The sequence below is a fragment of the Rahnella sp. BIGb0236 genome (assembly GCF_004364755.1).
Classification (GTDB): Bacteria; Pseudomonadota; Gammaproteobacteria; order Enterobacterales; family Enterobacteriaceae; genus Rahnella; species Rahnella victoriana.
The window spans coordinates 501,531-527,010 of sequence record NZ_SOAO01000002.1; the positions used below are offsets into that span (position 1 = coordinate 501,531).

23 protein-coding genes are annotated in these 25,480 nt (G+C 56.4%); 14 read left to right on the forward strand and 9 right to left on the reverse strand.

From position 1 onward, the window contains the following. The first annotated feature begins 2 nt into the window (after window positions 1–2). Both purE and purK read left to right on the forward strand, forming a co-directional pair. Window positions 3–512 carry a 5-(carboxyamino)imidazole ribonucleotide mutase gene (purE, locus tag EDF78_RS05870; protein WP_095925011.1) on the forward strand — a complete coding sequence of 170 codons (510 nt, stop codon included), beginning with the start codon at window positions 3–5 and terminating at the stop codon, window positions 510–512. Continuing rightward, window positions 509–1,573 (forward strand): 5-(carboxyamino)imidazole ribonucleotide synthase, encoded by a 1,065-nt coding sequence (gene purK / locus EDF78_RS05875; RefSeq protein ID WP_133822720.1) that lies wholly within the window; start codon window positions 509–511, stop codon window positions 1,571–1,573. The genes purE and purK overlap by 4 nt, the downstream gene beginning before the upstream one ends. Window positions 1,574–1,859: 286 nt before the next feature. Here the strand turns inward: purK and ybbP are convergent, their stop codons facing one another. Then, a complete protein-coding gene (gene ybbP, locus EDF78_RS05880; protein ID WP_133822721.1) occupies window positions 1,860–4,292 on the reverse strand; it encodes a putative ABC transporter permease subunit YbbP in 2,433 nt (810 codons plus the stop codon). Continuing rightward, window positions 4,289–4,975, reverse strand: a complete 687-nt coding sequence (gene ybbA / locus EDF78_RS05885) for a putative ABC transporter ATP-binding protein YbbA (protein WP_095925008.1) — start codon at window positions 4,973–4,975, stop codon at window positions 4,289–4,291. Before ybbA ends, ybbP begins: the two co-directional genes overlap by 4 nt. Here ybbA and tesA point away from each other — a divergent pair. From tesA to EDF78_RS05910, 5 genes are all read left to right on the forward strand, one after another. Beyond that, window positions 4,946–5,581, forward strand: coding sequence for a multifunctional acyl-CoA thioesterase I/protease I/lysophospholipase L1 (tesA, locus tag EDF78_RS05890; RefSeq protein ID WP_123902755.1), 636 nt, complete (start codon window positions 4,946–4,948; stop codon window positions 5,579–5,581). The genes ybbA and tesA overlap by 30 nt on opposite strands. A gap of 116 nt (window positions 5,582–5,697) precedes the next feature. After that, on the forward strand, window positions 5,698–6,474 hold the full coding sequence (locus EDF78_RS05895) for an SDR family oxidoreductase (RefSeq protein ID WP_133822722.1): 777 nt from the start codon (window positions 5,698–5,700) through the stop codon (window positions 6,472–6,474). Between the two features lie 208 nt (window positions 6,475–6,682). Then, window positions 6,683–7,540, forward strand: a complete 858-nt coding sequence (locus tag EDF78_RS05900; protein WP_095925005.1) for a co-chaperone YbbN — start codon at window positions 6,683–6,685, stop codon at window positions 7,538–7,540. A 236-nt stretch (window positions 7,541–7,776) separates the two neighbouring features. Further along, window positions 7,777–8,697 carry an SPFH domain-containing protein gene (locus EDF78_RS05905; protein ID WP_095925004.1) on the forward strand — a complete coding sequence of 307 codons (921 nt, stop codon included), beginning with the start codon at window positions 7,777–7,779 and terminating at the stop codon, window positions 8,695–8,697. Then, the gene (locus tag EDF78_RS05910; RefSeq protein WP_095925003.1) at window positions 8,697–9,152 is read left to right on the forward strand and encodes an NfeD family protein; all 456 of its coding nucleotides are present in this window, start codon (window positions 8,697–8,699) and stop codon (window positions 9,150–9,152) included. The genes EDF78_RS05905 and EDF78_RS05910 overlap by 1 nt, the downstream gene beginning before the upstream one ends. Window positions 9,153–9,161: 9 nt before the next feature. Here the strand turns inward: EDF78_RS05910 and cueR are convergent, their stop codons facing one another. From cueR to EDF78_RS05925, 3 genes are all read right to left on the reverse strand, one after another. After that, window positions 9,162–9,563, reverse strand: coding sequence for a Cu(I)-responsive transcriptional regulator (gene cueR / locus EDF78_RS05915; RefSeq protein WP_095925002.1), 402 nt, complete (start codon window positions 9,561–9,563; stop codon window positions 9,162–9,164). A gap of 62 nt (window positions 9,564–9,625) precedes the next feature. Beyond that, a complete protein-coding gene (locus EDF78_RS05920; protein WP_195816796.1) occupies window positions 9,626–10,411 on the reverse strand; it encodes an ABC transporter permease in 786 nt (261 codons plus the stop codon). After that, window positions 10,383–11,315, reverse strand: a complete 933-nt coding sequence (locus tag EDF78_RS05925; protein ID WP_133822723.1) for an extracellular solute-binding protein — start codon at window positions 11,313–11,315, stop codon at window positions 10,383–10,385. Before EDF78_RS05925 ends, EDF78_RS05920 begins: the two co-directional genes overlap by 29 nt. Window positions 11,316–11,499: 184 nt before the next feature. On the opposite strand from EDF78_RS05925, the gene copA reads away from it, so the two are divergent. The 6 genes from copA to EDF78_RS05955 all read left to right on the forward strand — a co-directional run bounded on the left by copA (window position 11,500) and on the right by EDF78_RS05955 (window position 20,201). Continuing rightward, on the forward strand, window positions 11,500–14,043 hold the full coding sequence (gene copA, locus EDF78_RS05930; protein WP_095924999.1) for a copper-exporting P-type ATPase CopA: 2,544 nt from the start codon (window positions 11,500–11,502) through the stop codon (window positions 14,041–14,043). A 49-nt stretch (window positions 14,044–14,092) separates the two neighbouring features. Beyond that, window positions 14,093–14,893: a TraB/GumN family protein gene (locus EDF78_RS05935; protein WP_119826742.1), complete on the forward strand. Its 801-nt coding sequence runs from the start codon at window positions 14,093–14,095 to the stop codon at window positions 14,891–14,893. A 255-nt stretch (window positions 14,894–15,148) separates the two neighbouring features. Continuing rightward, the gene (ybaK, locus tag EDF78_RS05940; protein ID WP_095924997.1) at window positions 15,149–15,628 is read left to right on the forward strand and encodes a Cys-tRNA(Pro)/Cys-tRNA(Cys) deacylase YbaK; all 480 of its coding nucleotides are present in this window, start codon (window positions 15,149–15,151) and stop codon (window positions 15,626–15,628) included. Window positions 15,629–15,671: 43 nt separating this feature from the next. Beyond that, window positions 15,672–16,889: an MFS transporter gene (locus EDF78_RS05945; protein WP_133822724.1), complete on the forward strand. Its 1,218-nt coding sequence runs from the start codon at window positions 15,672–15,674 to the stop codon at window positions 16,887–16,889. Between the two features lie 231 nt (window positions 16,890–17,120). Next, window positions 17,121–18,812: a YbaL family putative K(+) efflux transporter gene (gene ybaL, locus EDF78_RS05950; RefSeq protein WP_095924995.1), complete on the forward strand. Its 1,692-nt coding sequence runs from the start codon at window positions 17,121–17,123 to the stop codon at window positions 18,810–18,812. A gap of 144 nt (window positions 18,813–18,956) precedes the next feature. Further along, entirely contained in the window at window positions 18,957–20,201 is a 1,245-nt protein-coding gene (locus EDF78_RS05955; protein WP_095924994.1) for a sensor domain-containing diguanylate cyclase, read from the forward strand. 55 nt (window positions 20,202–20,256) lie between these two features. On the opposite strand, the gene EDF78_RS05960 is transcribed toward EDF78_RS05955, so the two are convergent. From EDF78_RS05960 to EDF78_RS05975, 4 genes are all read right to left on the reverse strand, one after another. Continuing rightward, window positions 20,257–21,576, reverse strand: coding sequence for an inosine/guanosine kinase (locus EDF78_RS05960; protein ID WP_133822725.1), 1,320 nt, complete (start codon window positions 21,574–21,576; stop codon window positions 20,257–20,259). 38 nt (window positions 21,577–21,614) lie between these two features. After that, the gene (gene hemH, locus EDF78_RS05965; RefSeq protein ID WP_133822726.1) at window positions 21,615–22,577 is read right to left on the reverse strand and encodes a ferrochelatase; all 963 of its coding nucleotides are present in this window, start codon (window positions 22,575–22,577) and stop codon (window positions 21,615–21,617) included. A 244-nt stretch (window positions 22,578–22,821) separates the two neighbouring features. Next, a complete protein-coding gene (gene adk / locus EDF78_RS05970; RefSeq protein WP_095924991.1) occupies window positions 22,822–23,466 on the reverse strand; it encodes an adenylate kinase in 645 nt (214 codons plus the stop codon). Between the two features lie 103 nt (window positions 23,467–23,569). After that, window positions 23,570–24,454, reverse strand: coding sequence for a DMT family transporter (locus EDF78_RS05975; protein ID WP_133822727.1), 885 nt, complete (start codon window positions 24,452–24,454; stop codon window positions 23,570–23,572). Window positions 24,455–24,560: 106 nt separating this feature from the next. Here EDF78_RS05975 and EDF78_RS05980 point away from each other — a divergent pair, with 106 nt between their 5' ends. Then, window positions 24,561–25,436, forward strand: a complete 876-nt coding sequence (locus EDF78_RS05980; RefSeq protein ID WP_133822728.1) for a LysR substrate-binding domain-containing protein — start codon at window positions 24,561–24,563, stop codon at window positions 25,434–25,436. Window positions 25,437–25,480 lie beyond the last annotated feature (44 nt).

The window sequence follows — 25,480 nt, forward strand, 5'->3', positions numbered from 1 at the left end:
ACATGTCATCCAACGTTACCCCGGCAAAAATCGCCATCGTTATGGGGTCTAAAAGTGACTGGGCGACCATGCAGTTCGCCGCAGAAGTTCTCACAACGCTGAATATTCCTTTCCATGTCGATATCGTCTCCGCTCACCGTACGCCGGATAAATTGTTCACTTTTGCTGAGCAGGCTTCCGCCAACGGCTTTGATGTGATCATTGCGGGTGCCGGTGGCGCAGCGCATTTACCGGGCATGCTGGCGGCAAAAACGCTGGTGCCGGTGCTCGGTGTACCGGTGCAAAGTGCTGCACTGAGCGGCATCGACAGTCTGTATTCCATCGTACAAATGCCACGTGGTATTCCGGTCGGTACGCTGGCGATCGGAAAAGCCGGTGCCGCTAACGCCGCATTGCTGGCCGCACAAATTCTGGCGCTGCACGATGCTGAGATTGCCAAAAATCTGGCCGCGTGGCGCATCGCACAAACCGACGAAGTGCTGAACAATCCCGATCCGCGGGAGGAAGCATGAAGCCGGTTTGCGTACTCGGAAACGGTCAGTTAGGCAGAATGCTGCGTCAGGCCGGTGAACCGCTGGGCATCGCCGTTTATCCTGTGGGTCTGGATGCCGAACCGGAAGCCGTGCCGTATCAGCAAAGCGTGATCACCGCTGAAATCGAACGCTGGCCGGAAACGGCACTGACCCGCGAACTGGCGACGCACAATGCGTTCGTTAACCGCGACATCTTTCCGCGTCTGGCCGATCGCCTGACGCAAAAACAATTGCTCGACCAGCTCGGTCTGGCGACCGCGCCGTGGCAGTTACTGGCTGATGCCGCCGAATGGCCGCAGGTCTTCTCACAGCTTGGCGAACTGGCGATTGTTAAACGCCGCGTCGGCGGCTACGACGGCCGTGGTCAGTGGCGTCTGCGTTCCGGCGAAGAACATACCCTGCCGCAGGATTGCTACGGCGAATGCATCGTTGAGCAGGGCATCAACTTCTCCGGCGAAGTTTCGCTGGTCGGCGCACGGGGTCACGACGGCAAAACCGTCTTTTATCCGCTGACCCACAATCTGCATCAGGACGGCATTCTGCGCACCAGCGTTGCGCTGCCGCAACCTGACGCCGCCCTGCAACAGCAGGCGGAAAGCATGCTGTCGGCGATCATGAACGAACTGAATTATGTCGGCGTAATGGCGATGGAATGTTTCGTGGTCAGCGAAGGTTTACTGATCAATGAACTGGCACCGCGTGTCCACAACAGCGGGCACTGGACGCAAAATGGCGCGTCTTACAGCCAGTTTGAAATGCACCTGCGCGCCATTCTCGGTCTGCCGCTGCCGAAACCGGTCGTCAGCACGCCGTCGGTGATGGTGAATCTGATCGGCACAGATGTCTCAGAAGAATGGCTGAGCCTGACGCTGGTCAATCTGCACTGGTACGAGAAAGAGGTGCGTCCCGGCCGTAAAGTCGGACACCTGAACCTCAACGACGCCAGCGCCAGCCTGCTGAAAGACGACCTCAACGCACTGGTCCCGATGCTGCCGGAAGAATACGCCAGCGGCATTGAATGGGCAGTTGAAAAGCTTTGATTTGATCGGCTCCCTCCCCTGCGAAGGGGAGGGTTGGGGTGGGGTATTAAGGTCAAAATCCAATAGTTAAAGTGTGCTTTGACAAAGAGTTAGCCCTTAAAACCCCCTCCCGCCCTCCCCCTTCGCAGGGGGAGGAGAAAAGCTCGATCGGCTCCCTCCCCTGCGAAGGGGAGGGTTGGGGTGGGGTATTAAGGTCAAAATCCAGTAGTTAAAGTGTGCTTTGACAAAGAGTTAGCCCTTAAAACCCCCTCCCTGCCTTCCCCTTCGCAGGGGGAGGAGCAAACCATTAACTATCGTATTGCCGGAACAACGCCCGCCCCCGCAGCAACCGCACGCCCAGCCATCCCCCGCAGACGGACAACAGCACGGCGCTGACAACCGGCACCGCAATCCACATCAGATAATTGGGTTCCCACGGGAAATCGAACACTTTGCGTTGCAGCAGCCATAATGCGGCTTCCGCGCCGATCGCCGCCGCAATACCCGCCACCAGCCCGAGCACGGCAAACTCACACCACAGTGTGCGGTGCAGCATTTTTTTGCTGGCACCCAGCGTGCGGTACACAATCAGTTCCTGACGTCGCTGACGCATACCGACCTGAATCTGCGCCAGCAGCAGCAATCCGCCGCACAGCATCACCAGGATCACCATCACTTCCAGCGCCCGGCTCACCTGCTGCAACACCTGTCCGACCTGACGCAGGATCGAACCGATATCCAGCAGAGTCAGCGTCGGGAACTGGCGGTTAAGCTGCGTGATCGTGCGGTCATCACCGTGATAGCGGAAACTGGTCAGCCAGCTTTGCGGCTGTGCATCCAGCGCCCCCGGCGGGAAGATGAAGTAGAAATTCGGCTTCAGGCTGTCCCAGTCCACTTTTCGCAGGCTGGTAATTCTGGCGCTGAACTCCTGCGTATCGCCGCTGAAGGTCACCGTATCCCCGAGTTTCAGTCCCAGACGTCCCGCCAGCCCTTCATCAACCGACACTTCACCGGCTTTTGGCGGCCCGTTACCGGCGACCAGCGGATTATGATCCGGCAGCCCTGCCATCCAGGTCAGATTCAGCTCACGGTTCACCGCTTCGCCGCCTGCGTCATCCGGCTTAATGATGTCGGTGGCAATCTGGTCGTTAATTTTGGTCAGACGAACCCGCACAATCGGATAGAAGGTTTCCGGCGCGGCGTTATGCTGATGCAGGAAATCCGTCACCTGCGGAATTTGCTCTTTGGTGATATTGAGCAGGAAGTAATTCGGGCTGTCCGGCGGCAGTTGTTGTTCCCAGCGATCCAGTAAATCCCCGCGCATCACCAGCAGCAACGCCAGTAACATAAACGACATCGAGAACGCCGCCAGCTGGCTGAGCGTCACCCACGGCTGGCGCAGCAGGCGGTTCACCGCCAGACGCAGCGGCAACTGACGGAACGTCAGCTTGCGTAACAGCAGCAGCGCGCCCCAGCCAATCACGCCGAGCAACAGTGACAGCACCAGCACGCCCGCCAGCAGCGACCAGAGCAACGAACTGCCGCCCATCAGCGCCGCCAGCAAACCGACCACCACCACAACCATCACCGGCAGGAAATAACGCAGCGGCCAGACGTTCGCCACCACATCCTGACGCAGCACCCGCAGCGGCTGGGTTGCCAGCAACTGACGATACGGACGGATGCCGATCAGCAGAGAAATCACCACCATCGCGCCCATCGACCACACCCACGGCCAGCCACCGGCAGGCGGCAACGCCGCGGGCAGAACCGGCGCCAGCACCTTCATCAGGATGGCTTCGAATACCAGCCCGACCACGCTGCCGCACAATCCTGCCAGCACCAGCACCGCCAGCCACTGTCCGATAATCAGTTTTTGCAGCGCCTTTTTCCCGGCACCCAGCGTTTTCAGTACGGCAACCAGATCGTAACGGCTGCGGCAGTAATGCCCCATCGACACCGCGATCGCCGCAATCGACAACATCAGAGTCAGCAGCGCCGACAATGTGAGGAATTGCTGTGAACGCTGTAATGATTTGCCCAGCGCGCCGTCGGAATCTTCCATGCCGGTCCAGCGTTGATCCGGCTTGAGCAGCCCTTTGATCGCATCGCCATAGGTCTGAATGGCCTGCGGCGAACCGGCAAACATATAGCGATACGTCAGACGGCTGCCCGGCTGTACCGCGCCGGTTTTCGCCACATCGTCCAGATTCATGATCACGCGTGGCGCAGTCTGGAACGGGTTAAAGCCCGAATCCGGTTCCTGTACCACCACACCGGCAATTTTCAGCGTGGTATCGCCAACATCCAGATTGTCGCCAACTTTCACGTTCAGCAGCGCCAGCAGACGCGGAGCAACCAGCACGGTGCCCGGCTCAGGTTTCAGCCCCGCCGGTTCGGTTTGCAATGTGCCATACAGCGGATACGCCAGATCGGTGGCTTTCACCGCCGCCAGTTGCGGGGTTTCGCCCGCAAAGGTCATGGTCATAAACGACAGCTGACGGCTGACGTTCAGCCCCTGCGCCTGCGCATCCTGCAACCAGGCTTCGGTAATCGGATGCGCTGACCGCAGCACACGATCCCCGGCGATAAACTCGCGGCTTTGCTGACTCAGCCCTTTGTCCATGCGGTCGCTGATACTGCCGAGCGCCAGCACACAGGCCACCGCCAGTGTCAGCGCCAGCCAGACGATCAGCAGCGAAGGCGAGCGCCATTCCCGCCAGAACCAGCGCCAGATCATGCTTCCTCCCACAATTTCCCGTCGCGCAGACGCAACCGCCGCTGACAGCGCGCCGCCAGCTGTTCATCATGCGTGACCAGAATCAGCGTCGTCGCTGCATCGCGGTTCAGTGAAAACAGCAGATCGACAATTCGTTCGCCGGTCGCGCGATCCAGATTGCCGGTCGGTTCATCGGCAAACAGTAATTTCGGTTTGCCGATGAACGCCCGCGCCAGCGCCACACGCTGCTGTTCGCCGCCAGAAAGCTGTGCCGGAAGATGATGCAGACGGCCGCCCAGCCCGAGACTTTCCAGCAGCTGCACCGCCTGCTGACGGCTGCTGCTGTCGCTTTCGCCACGTAACAGCGCGGGAAGCTGGACGTTTTCCAGCGCGTTAAGCGTCGGCACCAGCATGAAAGACTGGAACACGAAGCCGACATTTTTTGCCCGCAACGCCGCACGCCCTTCCTCGTTGAGTTCACTGAGGGATTTTCCCAGCAACTTCACGTCACCGTCGGTGCCGTCATCCAGCCCGGCAAGAATGCCCAGCAAAGTGGATTTGCCGGAACCGGATTCGCCAATCAGGGCAATTGTCTGGGCAGGTTTGACAACCAGCTCCACACCGGACAGGATGGTGAGCTGACTTTCACCCTGACCGACGTGCTTACTTAGATGATGAACTTCAAGAACATTTTCCGCTGGCATCTCCCCTTCCTTATGTTGTTAGGATTATTGAGTTTTCGCGCCGTGGCTGCTGATAACTTACTGATTATTGGCGACAGTTTGAGTGCTGTCTATCGTCTGCCGGTCGCCGAATCCTGGCCGACATTACTGAATAACAAATGGCAAAAAGAAGGCGGGAAACCCGTCATTATTAACGCCAGCATCAGCGGCGATACCGCTGAACAGGGGCTGGCGCGTCTGCCGTCCTTGCTGCAACAGCATCATCCGCGCTGGGTACTGATTGAACTGGGGGCCAACGATGGCCTGCGGGGTTTTCCGCCACAAGCCCTTTCCCAAACCCTGACGAAAGTGATCGCACAGGTCAAACAAGCCGGTGCGCAGCCGCTGCTGATGCAAATCCGCCTGCCGCCTAACTATGGCCGCCGCTACGGTGACGCGTTCTACGCCCTTTATCCGGCGCTGGCGAAGCAGGAAAATATCCCGCTGGTGCCGTTCTTTATGGAGCAGGTCGCCGTCAAACCCGAATGGATGCAGGACGACGGTTTACATCCGGCACTGGCGGCACAACCGTTTATCGCCGACTGGATGTCAGAAAAACTCACACCGCTGCTGACGCATCAGGGTTAACATACGGCATATAAAAATAATAACGGGACGTGAGTAAAACCAAGACGTTACCTTTTTCACCCGACTCCCTAGTAAATCACAGTCATAAAAAATAGGGACACCTCACAGGTAAAGTTATGCAAAAAGCAGTATTAATTACCGGTTGCTCCAGTGGTATCGGGCTGGTTGCCGCCCAGGATTTGCGCACACGCGGTTATCGGGTACTGGCGGCGTGCCGTAAACCACAGGATATCGACACGCTGCAACAGATGGATTTTGAAACTGTTCAGCTTGATCTGGACGATCCGAAGAGCGTTGAACAGGCAGCCGATGAGGTGATTGCACTGACCGGCAACCGCCTGTACGGCCTGTTTAACAACGCCGGTTTTGGTGTTTACGGGCCGCTCAGCACCATCAGCCGCGGGCAGTTCGAAAAGCAATTTTCCACCAATCTTTTCGGCACACATCAGCTGACACAATTGTTACTGCCCGCCATGTTGCCGCACGGCGAAGGCCGTATTATCCAGACCAGCTCGGTGATGGGGCTGATTACCACGCCGCGCCGGGGCGTCTATGCCGCCAGTAAATTTGCGCTGGAAGCCTGGTCGGACACCCTGCGCATGGAGCTGCACGGCACCGGCATTCAGGTCAGCCTGATAGAACCCGGCCCGCTGACCAGCAATTTCACCGCCAATGTGAATCAGTCACAGGCCGATCAGCCGGTCGAAAATCCGGGCATTGCCCGTCGTTTTACGCTGACGCCGGAGGCAGTTTTGCCAAAACTGCACCATGCTTTAGAAAACCCGCGCGCGCGCCTGCGTTATCCGGTCACGCTGGTCGCCCATGCCCTGACCGTGCTGAAACGCCTTTTACCCGCGCGCGTACTGGACAAATTATTACGCGGAAACAGCTAAGTAAAAGCGATAAGGGGTTGAAGCGGCACGAGTCGCCCCCATTTATTCTTAAATACTTTAATTTTCTATACCCTAAATAATTCGAGTTGCGGGAAGGCGGCAAGCTCACGAAGACCCGGGAGCTTAGATAACTAAGTGACCGGGCTGAATGAGCGCAGCCAACGCATCAGTAACTCGAAGTATGACGGGTAGCGGAGAGACAGAATTCATGCTTGCACAACCTACAGTAATCGATATCAACGAAACCAACCTGCACCAGACGCTGGAACAATCCATGTCCGTGCCGGTGATGTTCTATTTCTGGTCTGAGCGCAGCCAGCATTGTCTGCAACTGGGGCCGATCCTCGACAAACTGGCTGCGGAATACGCCGGTCAGCTGATCCTGGCGAAAGTGGACTGCGACACCGAGCAGATGATTGCTCAGCAGTTTGGTCTGCGTTCAATCCCGGCGGTGTACCTGTTTAAAGACGGTCAGCCTGTCGATGGTTTCCAGGGGCCGCAGCCGGAAGAAGTCATCCGTGAACTGCTGCAAAAAGTGTTGCCGAAAGAAGAAGAGCTGAAACTGGCTCAGGCGCAGGAACTGTTGCAGGCGGGCAACGTCGCGGAAGCCCTGCCGTTGCTGAAAGATGCCTGGCAGCTGAGCAATTACCGCAGTGATATCGGCCTGCTGCTGGCGGAAACGCAAATTCACCTCAACCGCTCCGACGACGCCGAAGCCGTGCTGGCGACCATCCCGTTACAGGATAAAGACTCCCGTTATCAGGGATTGATCGCGCAGATCGAGTTGCTGAAACAGGCCGCTGACACGCCGGAAATTCAGCTGCTGCAACAGGAACTCCAGCAGGATCCTGAAAACGCCGAGCTTGTGGTGAAACTCAGCCTGCAACTGCATCAGGTCGGGCGTAACGAAGAAGCGCTGGAACTGCTGATGGCACCGCTGAAAAAAGATCTGGGTGCGGCAAATGGCGCGGCGCGTAAAACGCTGATGGATATCATGGCGGCACTGGGCACCGGCGATGCGCTGGCTGCCAAATATCGCCGTCAGTTATATTCTCTGCTGTATTAATTCATCAGATCTACCGCTGAATCAGGCTACGCACGTCACTTAACCGGACGTGCGTTTTTTTTGGCTTTTTCCCCGTCTTTTATCCCCTGAACTATCCTTTATTAATACGATGACTTAACGATTTGTGCGACAATTGAGCACGCGCCTGACCGGTCGGTGAGTGCGCCAGGGACATGTTTTTATTCGATTATTCCCTCAGGAATAATCAGGACACAGTTTTACAGGAGTTTCATACTATGTTTGACCTCATTCCCATTCCTATCCTCATTCTGATCGTGCTGGCGCTACTGGTGGTGTACGCCGGGATCAAGATCGTGCCACAAGGCTATCAGTGGACCGTTGAACGCTTTGGCCGTTATACCAAAACCCTGATGCCGGGGCTGAATCTTGTCGTGCCGTTTGTTGACCGCATCGGCCGCAAAATCAATATGATGGAACAGGTGCTGGACATTCCTTCTCAGGAAGTGATTTCCCGCGATAACGCCAATGTCGCCATCGATGCCGTGTGTTTTATTCAGGTGATTGATCCGGCGCGCGCCGCCTATGAAGTCAGCAATCTGGAGCAGGCAATCGTCAACCTGACCATGACCAACTTCCGTACCGTGCTTGGCTCGATGGAACTGGACGAGATGCTGTCACAACGCGACAACATCAACGCACGTTTGCTGCATATCGTCGATGAAGCCACCAATCCGTGGGGCGTGAAAATCACCCGTATCGAGATCCGCGATGTGCGCCCACCGGCTGAACTGATTTCCGCGATGAATGCGCAGATGAAAGCCGAACGCACAAAACGTGCCGATATTCTGGAAGCCGAAGGCGTGCGTCAGTCCGCTATTTTGCGTGCTGAAGGTGAAAAACAGTCACAAATCCTGAAAGCGGAAGGTGAACGTCAGTCTGCCTTCCTGCAGGCAGAAGCGCGTGAACGTGCGGCGGAAGCGGAAGCGCAGGCAACCAAAATGGTATCTGAAGCCATTGAAGCGGGCAGCGTCCAGGCGATTAACTACTTCGTCGCGCAAAAATACACGGATGCGCTGACCAAAATTGGTTCTGCGAATAATAGCAAAATCATCATGATGCCGCTGGATGCCACCAGCCTGATGGGGTCTATCGGCGGGATTGCTGAGCTGCTGAAAGAAACCAAAGGCGGCAAATAATGCTGCATGATTTCATGGCAAATCCGCACGTATTCTGGCTGTCTCTGGGCGGCCTGCTGCTGGCGGCTGAGCTGGTCGGTGCGAGTGGTTACTTGCTGTGGAGCGGCGTGGCAGCGGCCTTAGTGGGCGCTGTCACCTGGATCCTGCCGTTGCCGTGGGAATGGCAGGGCACGGCGTTCGCGCTGCTGACCATTCTGGCGGCGTGGTTGTGGTGGAAGTGGCTGAATCTGCGTGCCGATAAACCGGCCGGTAATTCAGCCCTGAACCAGCGCGGCCAGCAGTTAGTGGGGACTTACGCCACCGTGCTGGAACCGGTAACCAATCAGTTTACGCGGGTACAAATCGGTGACAGCAGCTGGCGCGCAATCTGCACCTCGCCGCTCAATGTCGGTGACAAAGTGATGATCACCGGCGTGGAAGGCGCGACGCTGCGCGTGGAACCTGAGGTTCGCTAAACCCCCCTCTCAGTGTTTGTGACAACAGCCACTGAGATTGTCGATGATCGGGCAATCCGCGCCATCGTCACCGGGGCAGGATTCCGCCAGCGTCAGTAAGCGCTCACGCATGGCTTTAAGCTCTTCAATGTGCCGCGCAATTTCGGCGGCCTTTTCTAACGTCCGCGCTTTAACATCCGCACTGTGCCGGTCAGGATTGTGGAACAACGCCACCAGCTCCTGACACTCTTCCAGCGTGAAACCGACCTGTCGTGCCTGACGCAGTAAGGTCAGTTCTTCGATATGTTTTTGTGCATAACTGCGGTAGCCGTTTTCGCTGCGAGCCGGTGCGGTGACCAGCCCTTTCTCTTCATAAAAACGGATGGCTTTACTGGTCAGCCCGGTTTTTTTCGCCACATCACTGATGTTCATTTCGCCTCCACGACAACCTGATTTTTGCGCATGAGTTGGACATCATACGCCATCAGAAGCGATCAGCTGTAATGGACGGTTTGTTTTTTGGTACGCAGAAGCAGCCACATCGGCAACGGCAGGGTCACGATCAGCAGGATCCACAACAGCGAATACACCGAAGTCACGCCGTCATTTTGCAGATTGATAAACATTTTTACCGGTATGCCCTGCGGGAAATAGCAGAACACCATCACAATGCCGAATTCACCGATGGCGCGCACCCAGGCGATCGCCACGCCTGCGGCAATGCCGCGTGACGCCAGCGGAAGTGTCAGCCGGATAAACACCTGAAACGGCGAAGCGCCGAGGGTTTTCCCGGCTTCTTCAACGTCTTTCGGCACCGCTTCCAGCGCACCTCTGGCGGAAATAATGAAATACGGCAGTGCGCCATAAATCTGCGCCAGCACGAACGCGGGCGCATTGTTGTTGAGCGTCATGCCTGTAGCAGACAGGATTTCGCCGACCGAACCGTAAGGCCCGTACACTGACACCAGTAAAATGCCCATCGCCAGCGGCGGCGTCAGCAACGGGATCAGCACCAGCACTTCCACCACATTGCGCCAGCGTGACGCGGTTTTCGCCAGCCAGAAGGCCACCGGCAGACCGAGCAGAATAATCAGGCCCACCGACACCAGACTCAGCCCGAGCGACACCGCGACCGCATGGCTGTCGCCGTAAGCCAGATGAAAATCTGACCACGGCGTCAGGAACAGCAGCGTGACAAACGGCACCATTAACAGTGCCAGTGCGGGAACCGCCATGCCTGACGCACGCAACTTAAAGGTTTCCGCCTTTCGGTTTGTCATAACCATTTTGTTCAAACAGTTGCTGACCTTTGGCACTTTGCATGTAGCTGATAAATGCTTTCGCCAGTTCCGGATGCGGCGCGTTGTTCAGCACCACCGCGTAAAACACCAGCGGCTGAGTGCTCAGCGTTTTCTCTTTGCCGGTGGCATCTTTCACATTGAACGTGACTTTGCTGTACCAGTCTTTGCTCATCTGCGGATTGCTCAGGTTAATTTCATCCGGCAGTCTGATGTACGGCAGATGGGCGGAAATGGTGGCGCTTTCGTAACCCGACGCGGCATCAACCTGACCGGCTTCCAGACGGGTCAGCAAACCGCCTTCGCCGGAAATCTGTTTAGGGTTTTGTATGTCGCCCAGCACCGCTTTTTCCAGCCCCGGTTGTTTGTAGTAATTTTCAGCCAGCATCATGGTGAAAATGATGTTCTGACCCTGCGGATCGCTGACCGGATCGGTACGGCCAAATTGCAGCCCCGGCGTTTGCAGCACTTTCCACCACGGCTCAGCGCCCGCCTTACCGTCTTTAATCGCGGCAAACTGCTCAGCGTATTTGCCTTTCGGATTGTAGGCAATCACCATGCTGGTGCTGGCGACCGGGATCGCCTGCCCGGCCAGTCCGGCTTTTTGCAGGATTTCAACCGGCCCCGGCGTGATCGACACGAACACATCCGCCACCACTTTTTTCGATGCCAGCAGATTTGCCATGCCGTAAGCGCCCTGCCCCTGCCCCTGATAATTCACGTGTTTTTGCTGCGCGAAATCCGGCCCCAGATATTTATCCATCACCACGCCCATCGAACCAGCGTAGGTCACGCGAAAATCGTCTGCCGCCTGTGAACCCTGTGATGCTGCCAGACCCGCCAGCAATAATGCCGCCGTCAGTCCGGTTTTCTGAATCTTGCCCATACATGTTATCCCTGATTTACCGCTATATAGTTGTGGGTATAACGATAAGGCAATTTCAAGCCAACTTTCTAAATAAAGTGTAAATGGAAAAGATTTGCAGGCAGAAGAGACCGGGGCTTGACCTTCCCCTTGCTGGAAGGTTTATCCTCTGTCCTGAGTGAAGTTAACCCTGAGGAAATTCATCATGACGACTACCGTATTATCCCTGCAAGGCTTGTCCTGCGGGCACTGTGTCGCTTCAACACGTAAAGCACTGGAAGCGGTCGAAGGCACCACCGCGGTGGAAGTGTCTCTGGATAAAGCCATCGTCAAAGGCGAGGCCAGCAGCCAGAGCCTGATCGACGCCGTGGTCAACGCCGGTTACGACGCGCAGGTCGCGGGAGACACATCCCCAAAATCTGAGCCGCTGACCGATAAGGCGAGTGTTTTGCCGGAACCCCTGTCAGCGGCCGCGTCACCTGTTCCGGCTGAAACTCCCGCCCCGCAAACCGCCGGTGACAGCGTGCAGCTGTTACTCAGCGGCATGAGCTGCGCCAGTTGTGTCAGTAAAGTGCAACGGGCGCTGGAAGGCGTGGAAGGCGTCGCGCGGGCGCGGGTCAATCTGGCGGAACGCAGTGCGCTGGTCAGCGGCGATGCTGACCAGAACGCGCTGATTGCCGCCGTTGAACGTGCCGGTTACGGCGCTGAAATTATTATCGACGAAACCAAACGCCGCGAGCGCCAGCAGCAAACCTCGCGTAAAAGCATGATCCGTTTCAGCTGGCAGGCGGCGGTGGGTCTCGCAGCCGGTATCCCGATGATGTTATGGGGACTGCTCGGCGGCGAAATGATGGTCACCGCCAGTAACCAGACCGGCTGGCTGATTGTCGGGTTGCTGACGTTGCTGATCATGGTTGTCGCGGGCGGCCATTTCTACCGCAGCGCGTGGAAAAACCTGATGCACGGCAGCGCCAACATGGACACGCTGGTGTCACTCGGTACCGGCGCGGCGTGGGTATTCTCGTTCGCGGTCAGCCTGTGGCCGGACGCGTTCCCGATGCAGGCACGCCATCTTTATTACGAAGCCAGCGTGATGATTATCGGCCTGATTAACCTCGGTCACGCGCTGGAACAACGGGGACGCCAGCGTTCTTCTCAGGCGCTTGAACGCCTGCTGGATCTGACGCCGCCGACCGCGCGCGTTGTCACCGGTGAAGGGGAAAAAACCCTGCCACTGGCGGACGTTCAGCAAGGCATGACGCTGCGTCTGACCACCGGTGATCGCGTGCCGGTTGACGGTGAAATTCAAAGCGGCGAAGCCTGGATGGATGAAGCCATGCTGACCGGCGAACCGATCCCTCAGCAGAAATCGCAGGGTGAAAAAGTGCATGCCGGGACGCTGGTGAAAGACGGCAGCGTGCTGTTCCGTGCCGACGCTATCGGCAGCCAGACCACGCTTTCCCGCATTATCAAACTGGTGCGGGAAGCTCAGGGCAGTAAACCGGAAATCGGCAAACTGGCGGATAAAATCTCTTCTGTCTTCGTGCCCGCCGTGGTGCTGATCGCCCTGTTCAGCGGCGCAATCTGGTACTTCTTCGGCCCGCAGCCACAACTGATGTATACGCTGGTGATCGTCACCACCGTGCTGATTATCGCCTGTCCTTGTGCGTTGGGGCTGGCGACGCCGATGTCGATTACCGCAGGCGTAGGCCGTGCGGCAGAATTCGGTGTACTGGTGCGCGATGCCGATGCACTGCAAAAAGCCAGCACGCTTTCCACGCTGGTGTTCGATAAAACCGGGACGCTGACCGAAGGCCAGCCGAAAGTGACGGATATCCACACCTTTGGCGGCATCCCTGAACCGCAGGCGCTGCGCTATGCGGCCGCACTGGAAAAAGGGTCGCATCATCCGCTGGCGCAGGCGATTGTGGAAAAAGCTGAAGGGCAGGATATCCCTGACGTACTGAATTTCCGCACCCTCGGCGGGCTGGGTTTGCACGGCGAGGCGGAAGGCACCGCGCTGTTGCTGGGTAATCTGGCGCTGATGCATGAAAACCGCATCGATACCGGCGAGGCGGATGCCCTGCTGGAAAGCCTGGCAGGTGAAGGCGCGACGCCGGTTTTACTGGCGGCTGACGGTCAGCTGGCGGCGCTGTTTGCCCTGCGCGATCCGTTACGCGAAGACAGCAAAAGCGCCCTGCAACGCCTGCACCAACTGGGTTATCAGCTGGTGATGCTGACCGGGGATAATCCGCGCACAGCACAGGCGATTGCCGCGCAGGCAGGGATCGATCAGGTGATTGCCGGCGTGCGTCCGGAGGGCAAAGCCGATGCCATTAAACGCTTGCAGGCAAAAGGTCAGCAGGTGGCGATGATCGGCGACGGCATCAATGATGCCCCGGCGCTGGCGCAGGCGGATGTCGGCATTGCGATGGGCGGCGGCAGTGATGTGGCGATCGAAACGGCGGCAATAACGCTGATGCGCCCGAGCCTGCACGGTGTGGCGGATGCGCTGGCGATGTCACAGGCCACGCTGCGCAATATGAAACAGAACCTGCTGGGGGCGTTTATTTATAACGTGATTGGTATCCCGGTCGCGGCGGGTGTGCTTTATCCGCTGACCGGCACACTGCTCAGCCCGGTGGTGGCGGGTGCAGCGATGGCGCTGTCTTCGATTACCGTCGTCGCCAATGCAAATCGTCTGTTGCACTTTACGCCGAAAAAACAAGACGTTTCCCCTGTTCGCTAAAACGCTGACGCGTTAGCATGGTCTCTCATTTTTCGGGAGACCATGCACTATGGCGCAGTTTTTCAACCGGGTATTACGCGGTTTCCGCAGGCTGTTCCCTGTCGAGTATGCCTATCCCGCCATTGATATTCAGCTTCCCGGCAACCGTTCGCTGCATCTGGTGGGCAGCATTCATATGGGCACGCAGGATATGCAACCGCTGCCTGCGCCACTGTTACGCCGTCTGCAAAAAGCCGATGCCCTGATTGTCGAAGCCGATATCAGCGGCACGGAATCCCCTTTCAGCATGACCGGCGAATTTCCGCCGCTGGCTGAACGCCTGCCTGAATCCCAGTATCTGCACGTCGAACGTTTATGCGAAGAACTGGGCGTCTCCATGTGGACGCTCAATCCGCTGCCGTCGTGGCAGATTGCGCTGATGCTCCAGGCCACACAGGCGCAGCGCCTCGGGTTGCGTGGCAATTACGGCATCGACTATCAGCTTTTGCAGACTGCCAAAAATCAGGACACAAAAATCATTGAACTGGAAGGCCCGCAGGAACAGTTTGCCCTGTTGCAGCAACTGCCGGACGATGGCCTGACGTTGCTGGAAGACACCCTGACGCACTGGCACACCAACGCCCGCCTGCTGCAAACCATGATCAGCTGGTGGCTGGATACCAAACCGGGGGTGTCGGCCGAACCACTGCCGAATACTTTCAGCAGCGATCTGTACGACATTCTGATGAATCAGCGGAACCTGCGCTGGAAGCAACTGCTGCTGGATCTCCCGCCGGGAGACTACGTGGTCGCCGTCGGCGCGCTGCATTTGTATGGCGAAGGGAATCTGCCTGATTTGCTGAAAGGATAAAAAAATGGCCGGTTTTTAAGGCCGGCCAGTCAAAGAGGAATTTCATTTTATTAGTTATAGCTTCAGTGCCAGCCCTTGCGGGCGCAGCACCGGCGGGCACAGGGTAGCAATCTGTGTTGGGTCTTGGCAATAACCATTCATTGCTCTACTATTTCTCCCTCGCTTAATAATCGCACTTTATTGTTTAATTTCATCAGATTGAACGACTGATGAAATTTCGAACAAAAACCTAAAATAACACTGAGGAGACAGGCTATGACCCCTGCCGTATTACTCCTGGAAAAGAATAAGGTCCGCTTTACCCTTCACCCGTACGAACACAGCAGCGATGAAACTCATTTTGGCGATGAAGCCGTAAAAAAACTCGGTCTGGATGCGCGTCAGGTTTATAAAACATTGCTGGTCTCGCTGAACGGCGATGCCAAAAATCTGGCCGTGGCGGTGACGCCGGTCGCCTCGCAGCTGGATCTCAAAAAAGTCGCGAAAGCCCTGGGGGCGAAAAAAGCCGATATGGCGGATCCGGTGATTGCGCAGCGGGTGACCGGCTATCTGGTCGGCGGCATCAGCCCGCTCGGGCAGAAAAAGCTGCTGCCAACGGTGATCGACAGCCCGGCGCAAACATTCGACACCATTTATGTTTCAGGGGGTAAACGCGGTCTTGATATTGAACTGGCCGCAGGCGATCTTTGTCGCTTACTGAAAGGCCGGTTTGCTGAAATCGCGAAAATCGGCTGATAGCCATCTTATCTGTACCCTAAAATAATAAGGTCTACCCGCTATGACAGACACCACGTCAACGCCAGAAAGCCCGCAGAAAGACGCAGTCAAAAAGACTGCGTTTTCTATTCTGGCGGCGATCAGCGTTTCCCACCTGCTTAATGACATGATCCAGTCGCTGATCCTGGCGATTTATCCGTTGCTGCAAAACGAATTTTCGCTGAGCTTCACGCAAATCGGGCTGATCACCCTGACCTACCAGATCACCGCCTCGCTGTTGCAGCCGCTGATCGGCTCTTACACCGATAAACATCCGCAGCCGTATTCTTTGCCGATCGGTATGGGCTTCACGCTTTCCGGGCTGTTGCTGCTGGCGGTGGCGCAGAGTTTCCCGGTGGTGCTGCTGGCGGCGGCGCTGGTCGGCACCGGTTCCTCGGTGTTCCATCCTGAATCGTCGCGCGTGGCACGCATGGCTTCCGGCGGACGTCACGGGCTGGCGCAGTCACTGTTCCAGGTGGGCGGCAACTTCGGTTCCTCGCTGGGTCCGCTGCTGGCGGCGCTGATCATTGCGCCTTATGGCAAAGGCAATGTCGCGTGGTTCTCACTCGCGGCGCTGCTCGGTATCGTGGTGTTACTGCAAATCAGTAAGTGGTATCGCCAGCAAAACCAGCTCGCCAAAAAGCGCGGACCGGTGAACACTCAGGTGACGCTGCTGCCACGCAAAACGGTGGCGATGTCGATGGGTATCTTGCTGATCCTGATTTTCTCGAAGTATTTCTACCTGACCAGCCTGAGCAGTTATTACACCTTCTACCTGATCCATAAATTTGGTGTATCGGTGCAGAGCGCGCAAATCCATCTGTTCGTTTTCCTGTTCGCCGTGGCGGCGGGTACGATTATCGGCGGGCCGGTAGGCGATAAGATTGGGCGCAAATACGTCATATGGGTGTCAATTCTCGGCGTTGCGCCATTTACGCTGCTTTTGCCTCACGCCAATCTGATGTGGACCAGCGTACTGAGCGTGATTATCGGCGTGATCCTGGCCTCGGCATTTTCGGCCATTCTGGTGTTTGCGCAGGAGCTGATGCCGGGGAAAGTCGGCATGGTTTCCGGCCTGTTCTTTGGTCTGGCCTTTGGTATGGGCGGGCTGGGCGCGGCGGTGCTGGGCTACGTGGCGGATAAAACCAGCATCGAGCTGGTGTATCAGATTTGTGCCTTCCTGCCGTTGTTAGGCATCCTGACCGCATTCCTGCCGAATATTGAACGTAAACACCGCTAAACTTCCTGCCTGACGCTGCCGATATTCTTTTAACGGCAGCGTCAAACCCCTTATGCTCTTGATATCTGCCAGATAAAACCCATTTAAATCGTCCGTTGGGATTTTTTTTACGGCCTGCGGGCGATTTCGTACAAAAAAGGCCAAAATTCCCCAACGCGATAACGATTTTTGCCATAAACTTAGAAACAATCTGCAACACATTTGCTTTGTGCATAACCAGAAGGAGTCTGAATGCATCATTCTACGCCTCTCATCACTACCATCGTCGGCGGTCTGGTCTTAGCGTTCCTGTTAGGAATGCTCGCCAACCGCCTGCGAATTTCCCCTCTGGTGGGCTATCTCGCCGCTGGCGTGCTGGCCGGTCCGTTTACACCGGGCTTTGTTGCAGACACGTCGCTGGCCCCTGAACTGGCAGAAATCGGCGTCATCCTGCTGATGTTTGGCGTCGGCCTGCATTTTTCTCTGAAAGATCTCCTGGCTGTAAAGTCGATAGCCATTCCCGGCGCTGTAGCGCAAATCGCGGTAGCGACGCTGCTTGGGATGGGGTTATCGAGCCTGATGGGCTGGGATCTGGCCACCGGCCTGGTGTTCGGGTTATGCCTGTCCACCGCCAGTACCGTGGTGCTGTTGCGTGCGCTGGAAGAACGGCAACTGATTGAAAGCCAGCGCGGGCAAATCGCCATCGGCTGGCTGATTGTGGAAGATCTGGTGATGGTGCTGACGCTGGTTCTGCTGCCTGCGTTTAGCGGCATGCTGGAAAGCCATCACTCCAGCCCGGTTGAACTGCTCACCGGGCTGGCGGTAACTATCGGTAAAGTGATCGCGTTTATGGTGCTGATGATGGTCGTCGGCCGCCGCGTGGTACCGTGGATTTTGGCCAAAACCGCCAGCACCGGCTCACGCGAACTGTTTACGCTGTCAGTTCTGGCGCTGGCACTGGGCATCGCCTACGGCGCCGTCGAGTTCTTTGACGTGTCGTTCGCACTCGGCGCGTTCTTCGCCGGTATGGTGCTGAACGAGTCCGAACTCAGCCAGCGTGCCGCCCATGACACGTTACCGTTGCGCGATGCGTTTGCGGTGCTGTTCTTCGTCTCGGTCGGTATGTTATTCGACCCGATGATTCTGGTGCGCGAGCCGCTGACCGTGATTGCGACGCTGGCGATTATCGTGTTCGGTAAATCGATTGCCGCCTTCTTCCTGGTGAAGATGTTCGGGCATTCCAAACGCACCGCACTGACGATTTCCGTCAGTCTGGCGCAGATCGGTGAATTCGCCTTTATTCTGGCCGGCCTTGGGATTTCACTGGGGCTGCTGTCTGAACATGGCCGCAATCTGGTGCTGGCGGGCGCGATCCTGTCGATCATGTTTAACCCGCTGCTGTTCACGTTGCTGGAAAAGTATCTGACGAAAACGGAAACCATCGAAGACCAGAGTGTTGAAGAAGCCGTTGAAGACGAGAAGCAAATCCCGTTCGATTTGTGCAATCATGCGCTGCTGGTCGGTTATGGTCGCGTGGGCAGTCTGCTCGGTGAAAAACTACAGGCCGCCGGTATCCCGCTGGTGGTGATTGAAAACTCAAGACCGCGTGTCGAGGCGCTGCGCGATCAGGGCATCAGCACGGTGCTGGGCAATGCCGCCAATCAGGAAGTGATGGATCTGGCGCGGCTCGACTGCGCCCGCTGGCTGCTGGTGACCATTCCCAACGGGTATGAAGCGGGAGAAATCGTCGCCTCCGCCCGCACCAGGCGGCCTAATATCGAAATTATTGCCCGTGCGCATTATGACGATGAAGTCACCTACATCATGGAACGCGGCGCGGATCGCGTGGTGATGGGCGAGCGGGAAATCGCCAACAGCATGCTGGATATGTTGCAGATCGACGTCATGACCGAAGACGAAAAACGGCCATTTTGTCCGATCTGACGCGTGCTGAACTCCGGGCGCAGTGTGTTTGCTGCGTCCGTTTCCCGCCCTCTCCCCTCCGTTAAAATTTGCGCAACATTAAAAAACCAAATCAGATCAATTCGCGGTATTCTGTGCTCATGCCAAATATTGATCGGTACTGCGATGTTGCTATCCCAACTGGAAACGTTAAACATATTGAGCACGCCGGTCTGGGTTGTCTCAACGCATAACCAGCATATTCTTTTTGCCAATACGGCCGCCAGAGTGCTCGCCGGTAACAGCCTGTTAGGCCCGTTGCGCAATGGTCAGTTCTCTGTGCATTCCCAGCAATCCCTCGACTCTTACCTGCCGAACCTGAAGAAAGGGGATCAGATCATTGAGATCTGGACCATTCACAAGGAAGGCCGCGCTTTTCCGCTCAGTTGCCGTCTTTCACTGGCGCAGTTTGGCATTCAGGAACCGGCGATTGTCTTTGAGGGCGCACATACCTCGGCGGCAAATGTGCCCGTCCCCGGCCCTTTCCCGGATAACGCCAGACCTTATCGCCGCGACGAAAGTAGTTTCTATGAACGTTTTTTCCAGACCAACAGCGCGCCGATGTTGCTGATCGACCCGGCCAATAACGGACAAATTGTGGATGCCAATCTGGCCGCAACCCGGTTTTATGGCTACTCACGTGATGACATCTGTATGAAACACACATGGGAAATCAACGCGATGGGTGAGGATGTGTTGCCGGTGATGCACGAAATCGCCCGTCTGCCCGGCGGTCACAAACCACTGACCTTTGTGCATAAACTGGCAGACGGCAACTTGCGCCACGTGCAGACGTACGCCGGACCGGTGGATCTGGAAGGCGTCCGGCTGATGCTATGTATTATTCACGACATTACCGAACAGAAACGCCTCGAGCAGGAACTGGAACATGCCGCCCTGCGCGACCCGCTGACGGGACTGGGAAACCGCCGCCAGTTCATGCAACTGGTGGAAAATGCGCGGACGCAAAACCCGCAACGCACGCACAATTTCAGCCTGATGCTGGTGGATGCCGATCATTTCAAGGCGATTAACGATCAGCACGGACACAACAAAGGTGATGACGCGCTGGTGATGCTGGCGCGAACGCTGGAAACCGGCATCCGCGAGAGCGATACCGTATTCCGCTGGGGTGGCGAAGAGTTTTTGATTTTGCTGCCGCTGACCGGTCTGGAAGGCGCGCTGCATGTCGCGGAAACACTGCGTACGGCCGTAGAACGGTTTGCCCGCCCTGATCTGCCGTCGGTCACGGTCAGCGTCGGAGTGGTGCAATACGAAACCGGTGAAGATTTTACCAGCCTGTTTAAACGGGTGGATGACGCGCTATACCGCGCAAAAACGTCGGGCAGGAATCAGGTACAGGCGGGCTGAAAAAAAGGGCGGGGATTCAATTTCCCGCCCTTTTCACTTTTCGTTCCCGGTGAGTTTATCGTTCCCAGTAACTCTCTTCCAGACTGTCTTCGCGTTCCGGCAGGCCACGTGTCAGACGCGGTGAATGCTGGTTCAGCACCTGATAACTCACGCGGTTGGCGTATTTACACACCTGCGCCAGTGAGGAATAGGTCAGATACTCGCGGGCATGTTTGCTGGAGTTGGGCACTGAGGTGCGGTGGAAACCGTTGGCGGCGATATCATGCAGCAGCGCAGACAGTGCGCCATCACCCGCTCCGTTGGTGTTCATGATTTTTTCCGGCCCGCCCATGTAAGGTGCGATGTGGGAATAAATCTTCAGCGGTTGCTGGCAACAGTCACGGCGCATTGCGCGGCTGAATTCGTACTGATTGAATTCGGCAATCGCCCCCGGCAGCAGCGGATGCTGGGTGGTGCGTTTGAATTCTTCTTCGGTATAACTCGCCATAAACAGACCGTTCGGCCCGGCGGTACACAGCACCAGATCGACCCAGTCCAGCGCCTTATCTGCCGCCATCAGCGGATCTTTCAGACCCGTCAGCGCAAAACCTTCATCTTCGTTCATCGCCAGAATCGACACGTTTTCACGGATGAAATCACGCCATGCATGCGGATCTTCCGCGATAACGTATTGCGTGCCCAGCGTTAAGACCACCGGTACATGATACTTTTTCGCGTATTCAATCGCCTGCATGGTGGCTTCCGGCATCGGTTCGCCCGGCTTGCTGCGCAACAGATACGAAGTCAGCAGCAGCGCAGAGGCGCCGGCTATCACATCTTCCGGCACGCTGTGCGCCTGTAACTCATTCATCTTGCCCGGACTGATGGCAAACGTACGCTCGCCGGTGTCACTGATCAGCGTGAAGCAACGCCCGATGGCGCCGTCCACACCCTGCAGGAAGTTGAGATCCACGCGGCTGGAGGTATTGCATAAATAGCGGTACGCGTAATCACCGATTTTGACGTTGTTACACATCACGCCCAGCAGCACCGAACGGTCGTCGGCCAGCACGGAATAGTTATGCAGCGTATTGCCGACGGTGCCACCGGCAAACTGATGGCTGATCAGCGCGTGGCTCATCAGTTCCTGATACAGCGCTTCCGACATCTCATCATCAAGAATGTTGGATTCGCCGGGTGTCAGCCCGTAACGGGACACAAAATTTTCATCCACACGCGCTTCGATATCGACCATGGTCTGATCGATGCCAACGATATAAGACGCCCCTGCTTCCGATTCCGGCTGCATCGCCTGCAACATAGAATCACGCAATAAAGGGTCACGTGCACTGACCGGAAAATAGTGTTTGGACTTACGTTTACCAGGAAATTTCATTCAGTTTTCTCGGGAAATTCAACAGGCTCAGGCTTCATTCAGAAGTGCTGAGTGACCAGCTGTTGCAGCAAATCGATATGCTCCGGCTGGTCGTTTAAGGCGTCAATATATTCGAAGCGCTCGCCGCCTGCATGAATAAAAATTTCACGGTTCTCGCCTTTGATCTCTTCCAGCGTCTCCAGACAGTCTGCCGCAAAGCCCGGACACAGGATCTGAATATGCTTAACTCCCTGAGCCGGAAGACCTTTCAGCGTTTCATCGGTGTACGGCGTCAGCCATGGCTCGCGGCCAAAGCGTGACTGGAAGGTCAGCATAATTTTGCCTGAAGGCAGTTGCAGCGCGTCGGTCAGCGCCTGCACGGTATCGCGGCAACGCTGTTCGTAGTCATCGCCTTCAGCGACAAAACGCTTCGGAATGCCGTGGAAAGAAAGCACCAGACGATCCGGTTCGCCGTGCTGTTCGAACGAGCGCAGGATGCTGGCTTTCAGCGCGGAAATGTACGCCGGATGGGTGGCGTAATCGCGGATAAAACTCAGTGAAGGCAGGCGACGCCGGGATTTCAGCACCCGCGCCACGCCGTCAAACACCGCGGCACTGGTCGAGCAGGAATATTGCGGATACAGCGGCAGCACCACCATTTTGGTGACACCCTGCGCCAGAAGTTTTTCAATGGGGTCTTTCATGCCCGGTTTACCGTAGCTCATCGCCAGTTCCACCGGCGTTCCCGGCAGGCGTTCTGCCAGCGCTTTTTGCTGACGGCGGCTGTACACCATCAACGGCGAACCTTCGTCCATCCATACCGCTTTATACAGTTTCGACACGCGCGGAGAACGCAGCGGCAGGATCACAAAATTCAGGATCGGCCACCACAGCAGACGGGGCGTATCAACCACGCGGATATCACTCAAAAATTCAGCCAGATATTTTTTAACGGCCTGCGGGGTCGGAGCGTCCGGTGTCCCGAGGTTGACCAGGAGAACACCGAATTTGGTCTGCGTCATGCTGAATTTCCTAAATTGAAGGCACCGAAGTCAGTGCGAAAAATGATGGGCGCCCCCGTTTATTTGTGATGCAGCAAAGAGGCGCAGGCCATTGTAACGAAAACAAAGGCGATGGGAACAACGGCATAAGCTATCAATGCGAACAGTTATTAATCCCCTTCATACTTCAAGCTACAGATGCGTTGGCGCAGAAAAACAAACGGGGCGACCGAAGTCACCCCGTGATCGCGCGCAGAACAGACGATCAGCTCAGGATTGCAGCCAGTTCGTCACGCACAGCGGAAACCTGCTGTGTGCCGTCAATTTTGACGTATTGAGTGTTGCCCGCTTCCGCTTCTTTGCTGTAGTAGGACACCAGCGGCTCAGTCAGCTCATGGTATTCCACCAGACGTTTACGCACGGTTTCTTCCTGATCATCTTTACGGGTGATCAGGTCTTCGCCGGTGACATCGTCTTTACCTTCCACTTTTGGCGGATTGTACTGGATGTGGTACACGCGGCCAGAGCCCGGGTGTACGCGACGGCCAACGATGCGATCGACGATCAGTTCGTCAGGCACGTCGAATTCCAGCACGTAATCCACTTTAATGCCCGCGTCTTTCATGGCATCAGCCTGCGGAATGGTGCGAGGGAAACCGTCTAACAGGAAACCGTTGCGGCAATCTTCCTGCTGAATACGTTCTTTCACCAGTGCGATAACCAGTTCATCGGTCACCAGTTTACCGGCATCCATAATCTCTTTTGCTTTCTTGCCGAGCTCACTTCCGGCCTTCACAGCGGCGCGCAACATATCACCGGTAGAAATTTGCGGAATGCCAAATTTCTCCATGATGAATTGAGCCTGAGTACCCTTACCTGCGCCCGGAGCGCCCAGCAGAATGATACGCATTGCGTAAATCCCCTTGCATGTAATTTTTATGAATCTCGAAAAACGGTCAACCATACCATTCTGAGCCATTTTGCTCAAGGAACTCCCCCTGCTGAAATTGGGGTTAAGCCTGTCCGGGGTGGCGCTTTATCCACCAGGTCTGGGAGACCACCGCCAGCACAATTATCGCCCCGCCAACCAGGGCCTGTGGGGCAGGATTTTCGTGTAAAAACAAGGCGATCCATAACGGTGCCAGCGCGGTTTCCAGCAGTAAAAAAAGCCCGGCATTAACCGGAGAAACAAAGCGGGTTGACAGCGCAATCAGCCCCATCGCCAGCGGCATGATAACCGCCCCTTCAAGCGCCACCCATCGCCATTGTTCCCCGGCTAACGCGGGCAAACCCTGTAAAACATGACCTCCTGAAAACATCACCGCACAACATGACGCCAGAATACCGCCGAGCGAAGGCAGCCCGACGGTGCCGGTTTCGACCTTAGAGGCGAAGATAAACGCCAGTGCCATTGAGATGGCGGTGGCCAGCGCGAAATAATTCGCCAGAGGATCGCGTCCGGCAGGGTGTCCGCTCATCACCACGGCAACGCCCGCCATACCGGCCAGCGCGGCCAGCATCAGCGTTTTATCCATACGGATACCGAAAAAGCAGCGCGAGATAATGGCGGAGACAAAAGGCGTGGAAGAGATGATCACCAGCACCGTGGCGATACTGCCGCGATTGAGCGCATTGACGAAACAGGCGGAGGCGATACAGAAAAACAACGTTGATAGCGCATTTTTACGGGTGATCCACGGCACGCCCAATGTGGAACGCGATGCAGGCCAGAACAACCAGACCAGCGCCACCAGTGCCCACATAAATACCCCGCGCAGCACCACAATCAGCCATGAATCTTCGATCGCCATCAGGCGGATAAAAACGGAATCGGTACTGAGGATCACCCCGCCGAGAATGCCGATCAGATTGCCGTTCACCGGCGCAAATTGACGCATGTTTCACTCCTGTCATTCATTTTGCGACAAGACTAAAGGGCTTCCGGCGGTAAAAAAAATGATATAAACAGACACAGAAGATGAAAAAAACTAACAAGGTATACGCGTGAATGACCTTCCTTCCCTGCGCGCCCTGCACTATTTCAAACAGGCGGCGCAATTCGAGAGCTTCAGTTCAGCGGCAGATTCCCTGAACGTGACGCACAGCGCGGTCAGCCATCAGATAAAGAATCTGGAAGGCTGGCTGGGTACTGTGTTATTTAATCGCACAGCCGGACGCGTTTATCTCACCGCCGACGGCGTCCGGCTGAAAGCCTGCTGCGATCAGGTGTTCAGTGAGATTGAAAAAACCTGTCATCAGATGCGTCACCGCCGTGAACATCACCTGACGATTGCCTGTTCTGCCAGCTTTCTGGCGCAATGGCTGTTACCTCGTATCAGCCGGTTTTCGCTGCAACACCCGCAGATCACCTTGTCGTTTCAGACACAAACCGACATCAGTTTGCTGACGAACCAGCGCGCCGACGTGCTGATTAAAAGCGATCATCACGTCACGCATGAAGAGTTTGAAGCCACGTTAATCGGTTCTGATTTTATCGGCCCGGTCTGCGCGCCGGGCGTATGCGGGACACTGTCCTCACCGCCGGATTTCACGTCGCTGCCTTTACTGCACGCCCGGACGAAAATAAATGCCTGGCAGGAATGGGCGAACGTCACGGGTGCGCGCGGGGATTTCAGCGCAGGCAAGCACTTCGATAATCTGATGCTGGCGATTCAGGCGGCAAAAACGGGGTTAGGGTTCAGCATGACGCCCAAAATGCTGGTCAAGAAAGAGCTCGCGGAAGGCTCGCTGCTGGCACCTGCGGGCTTTTGCAAAGCTGACCGAGCCACCGCCATGCTGGTGAGTCATTTGCGCAGTGACGAGCCGGAGATCCGCGTTTTCAGGGACTGGATACAGGAAGAGGCAGAAACGGAGCAATAAAAAAGGGTGTCGCGTAAACGACACCCTTTCTGTTACATCAGATG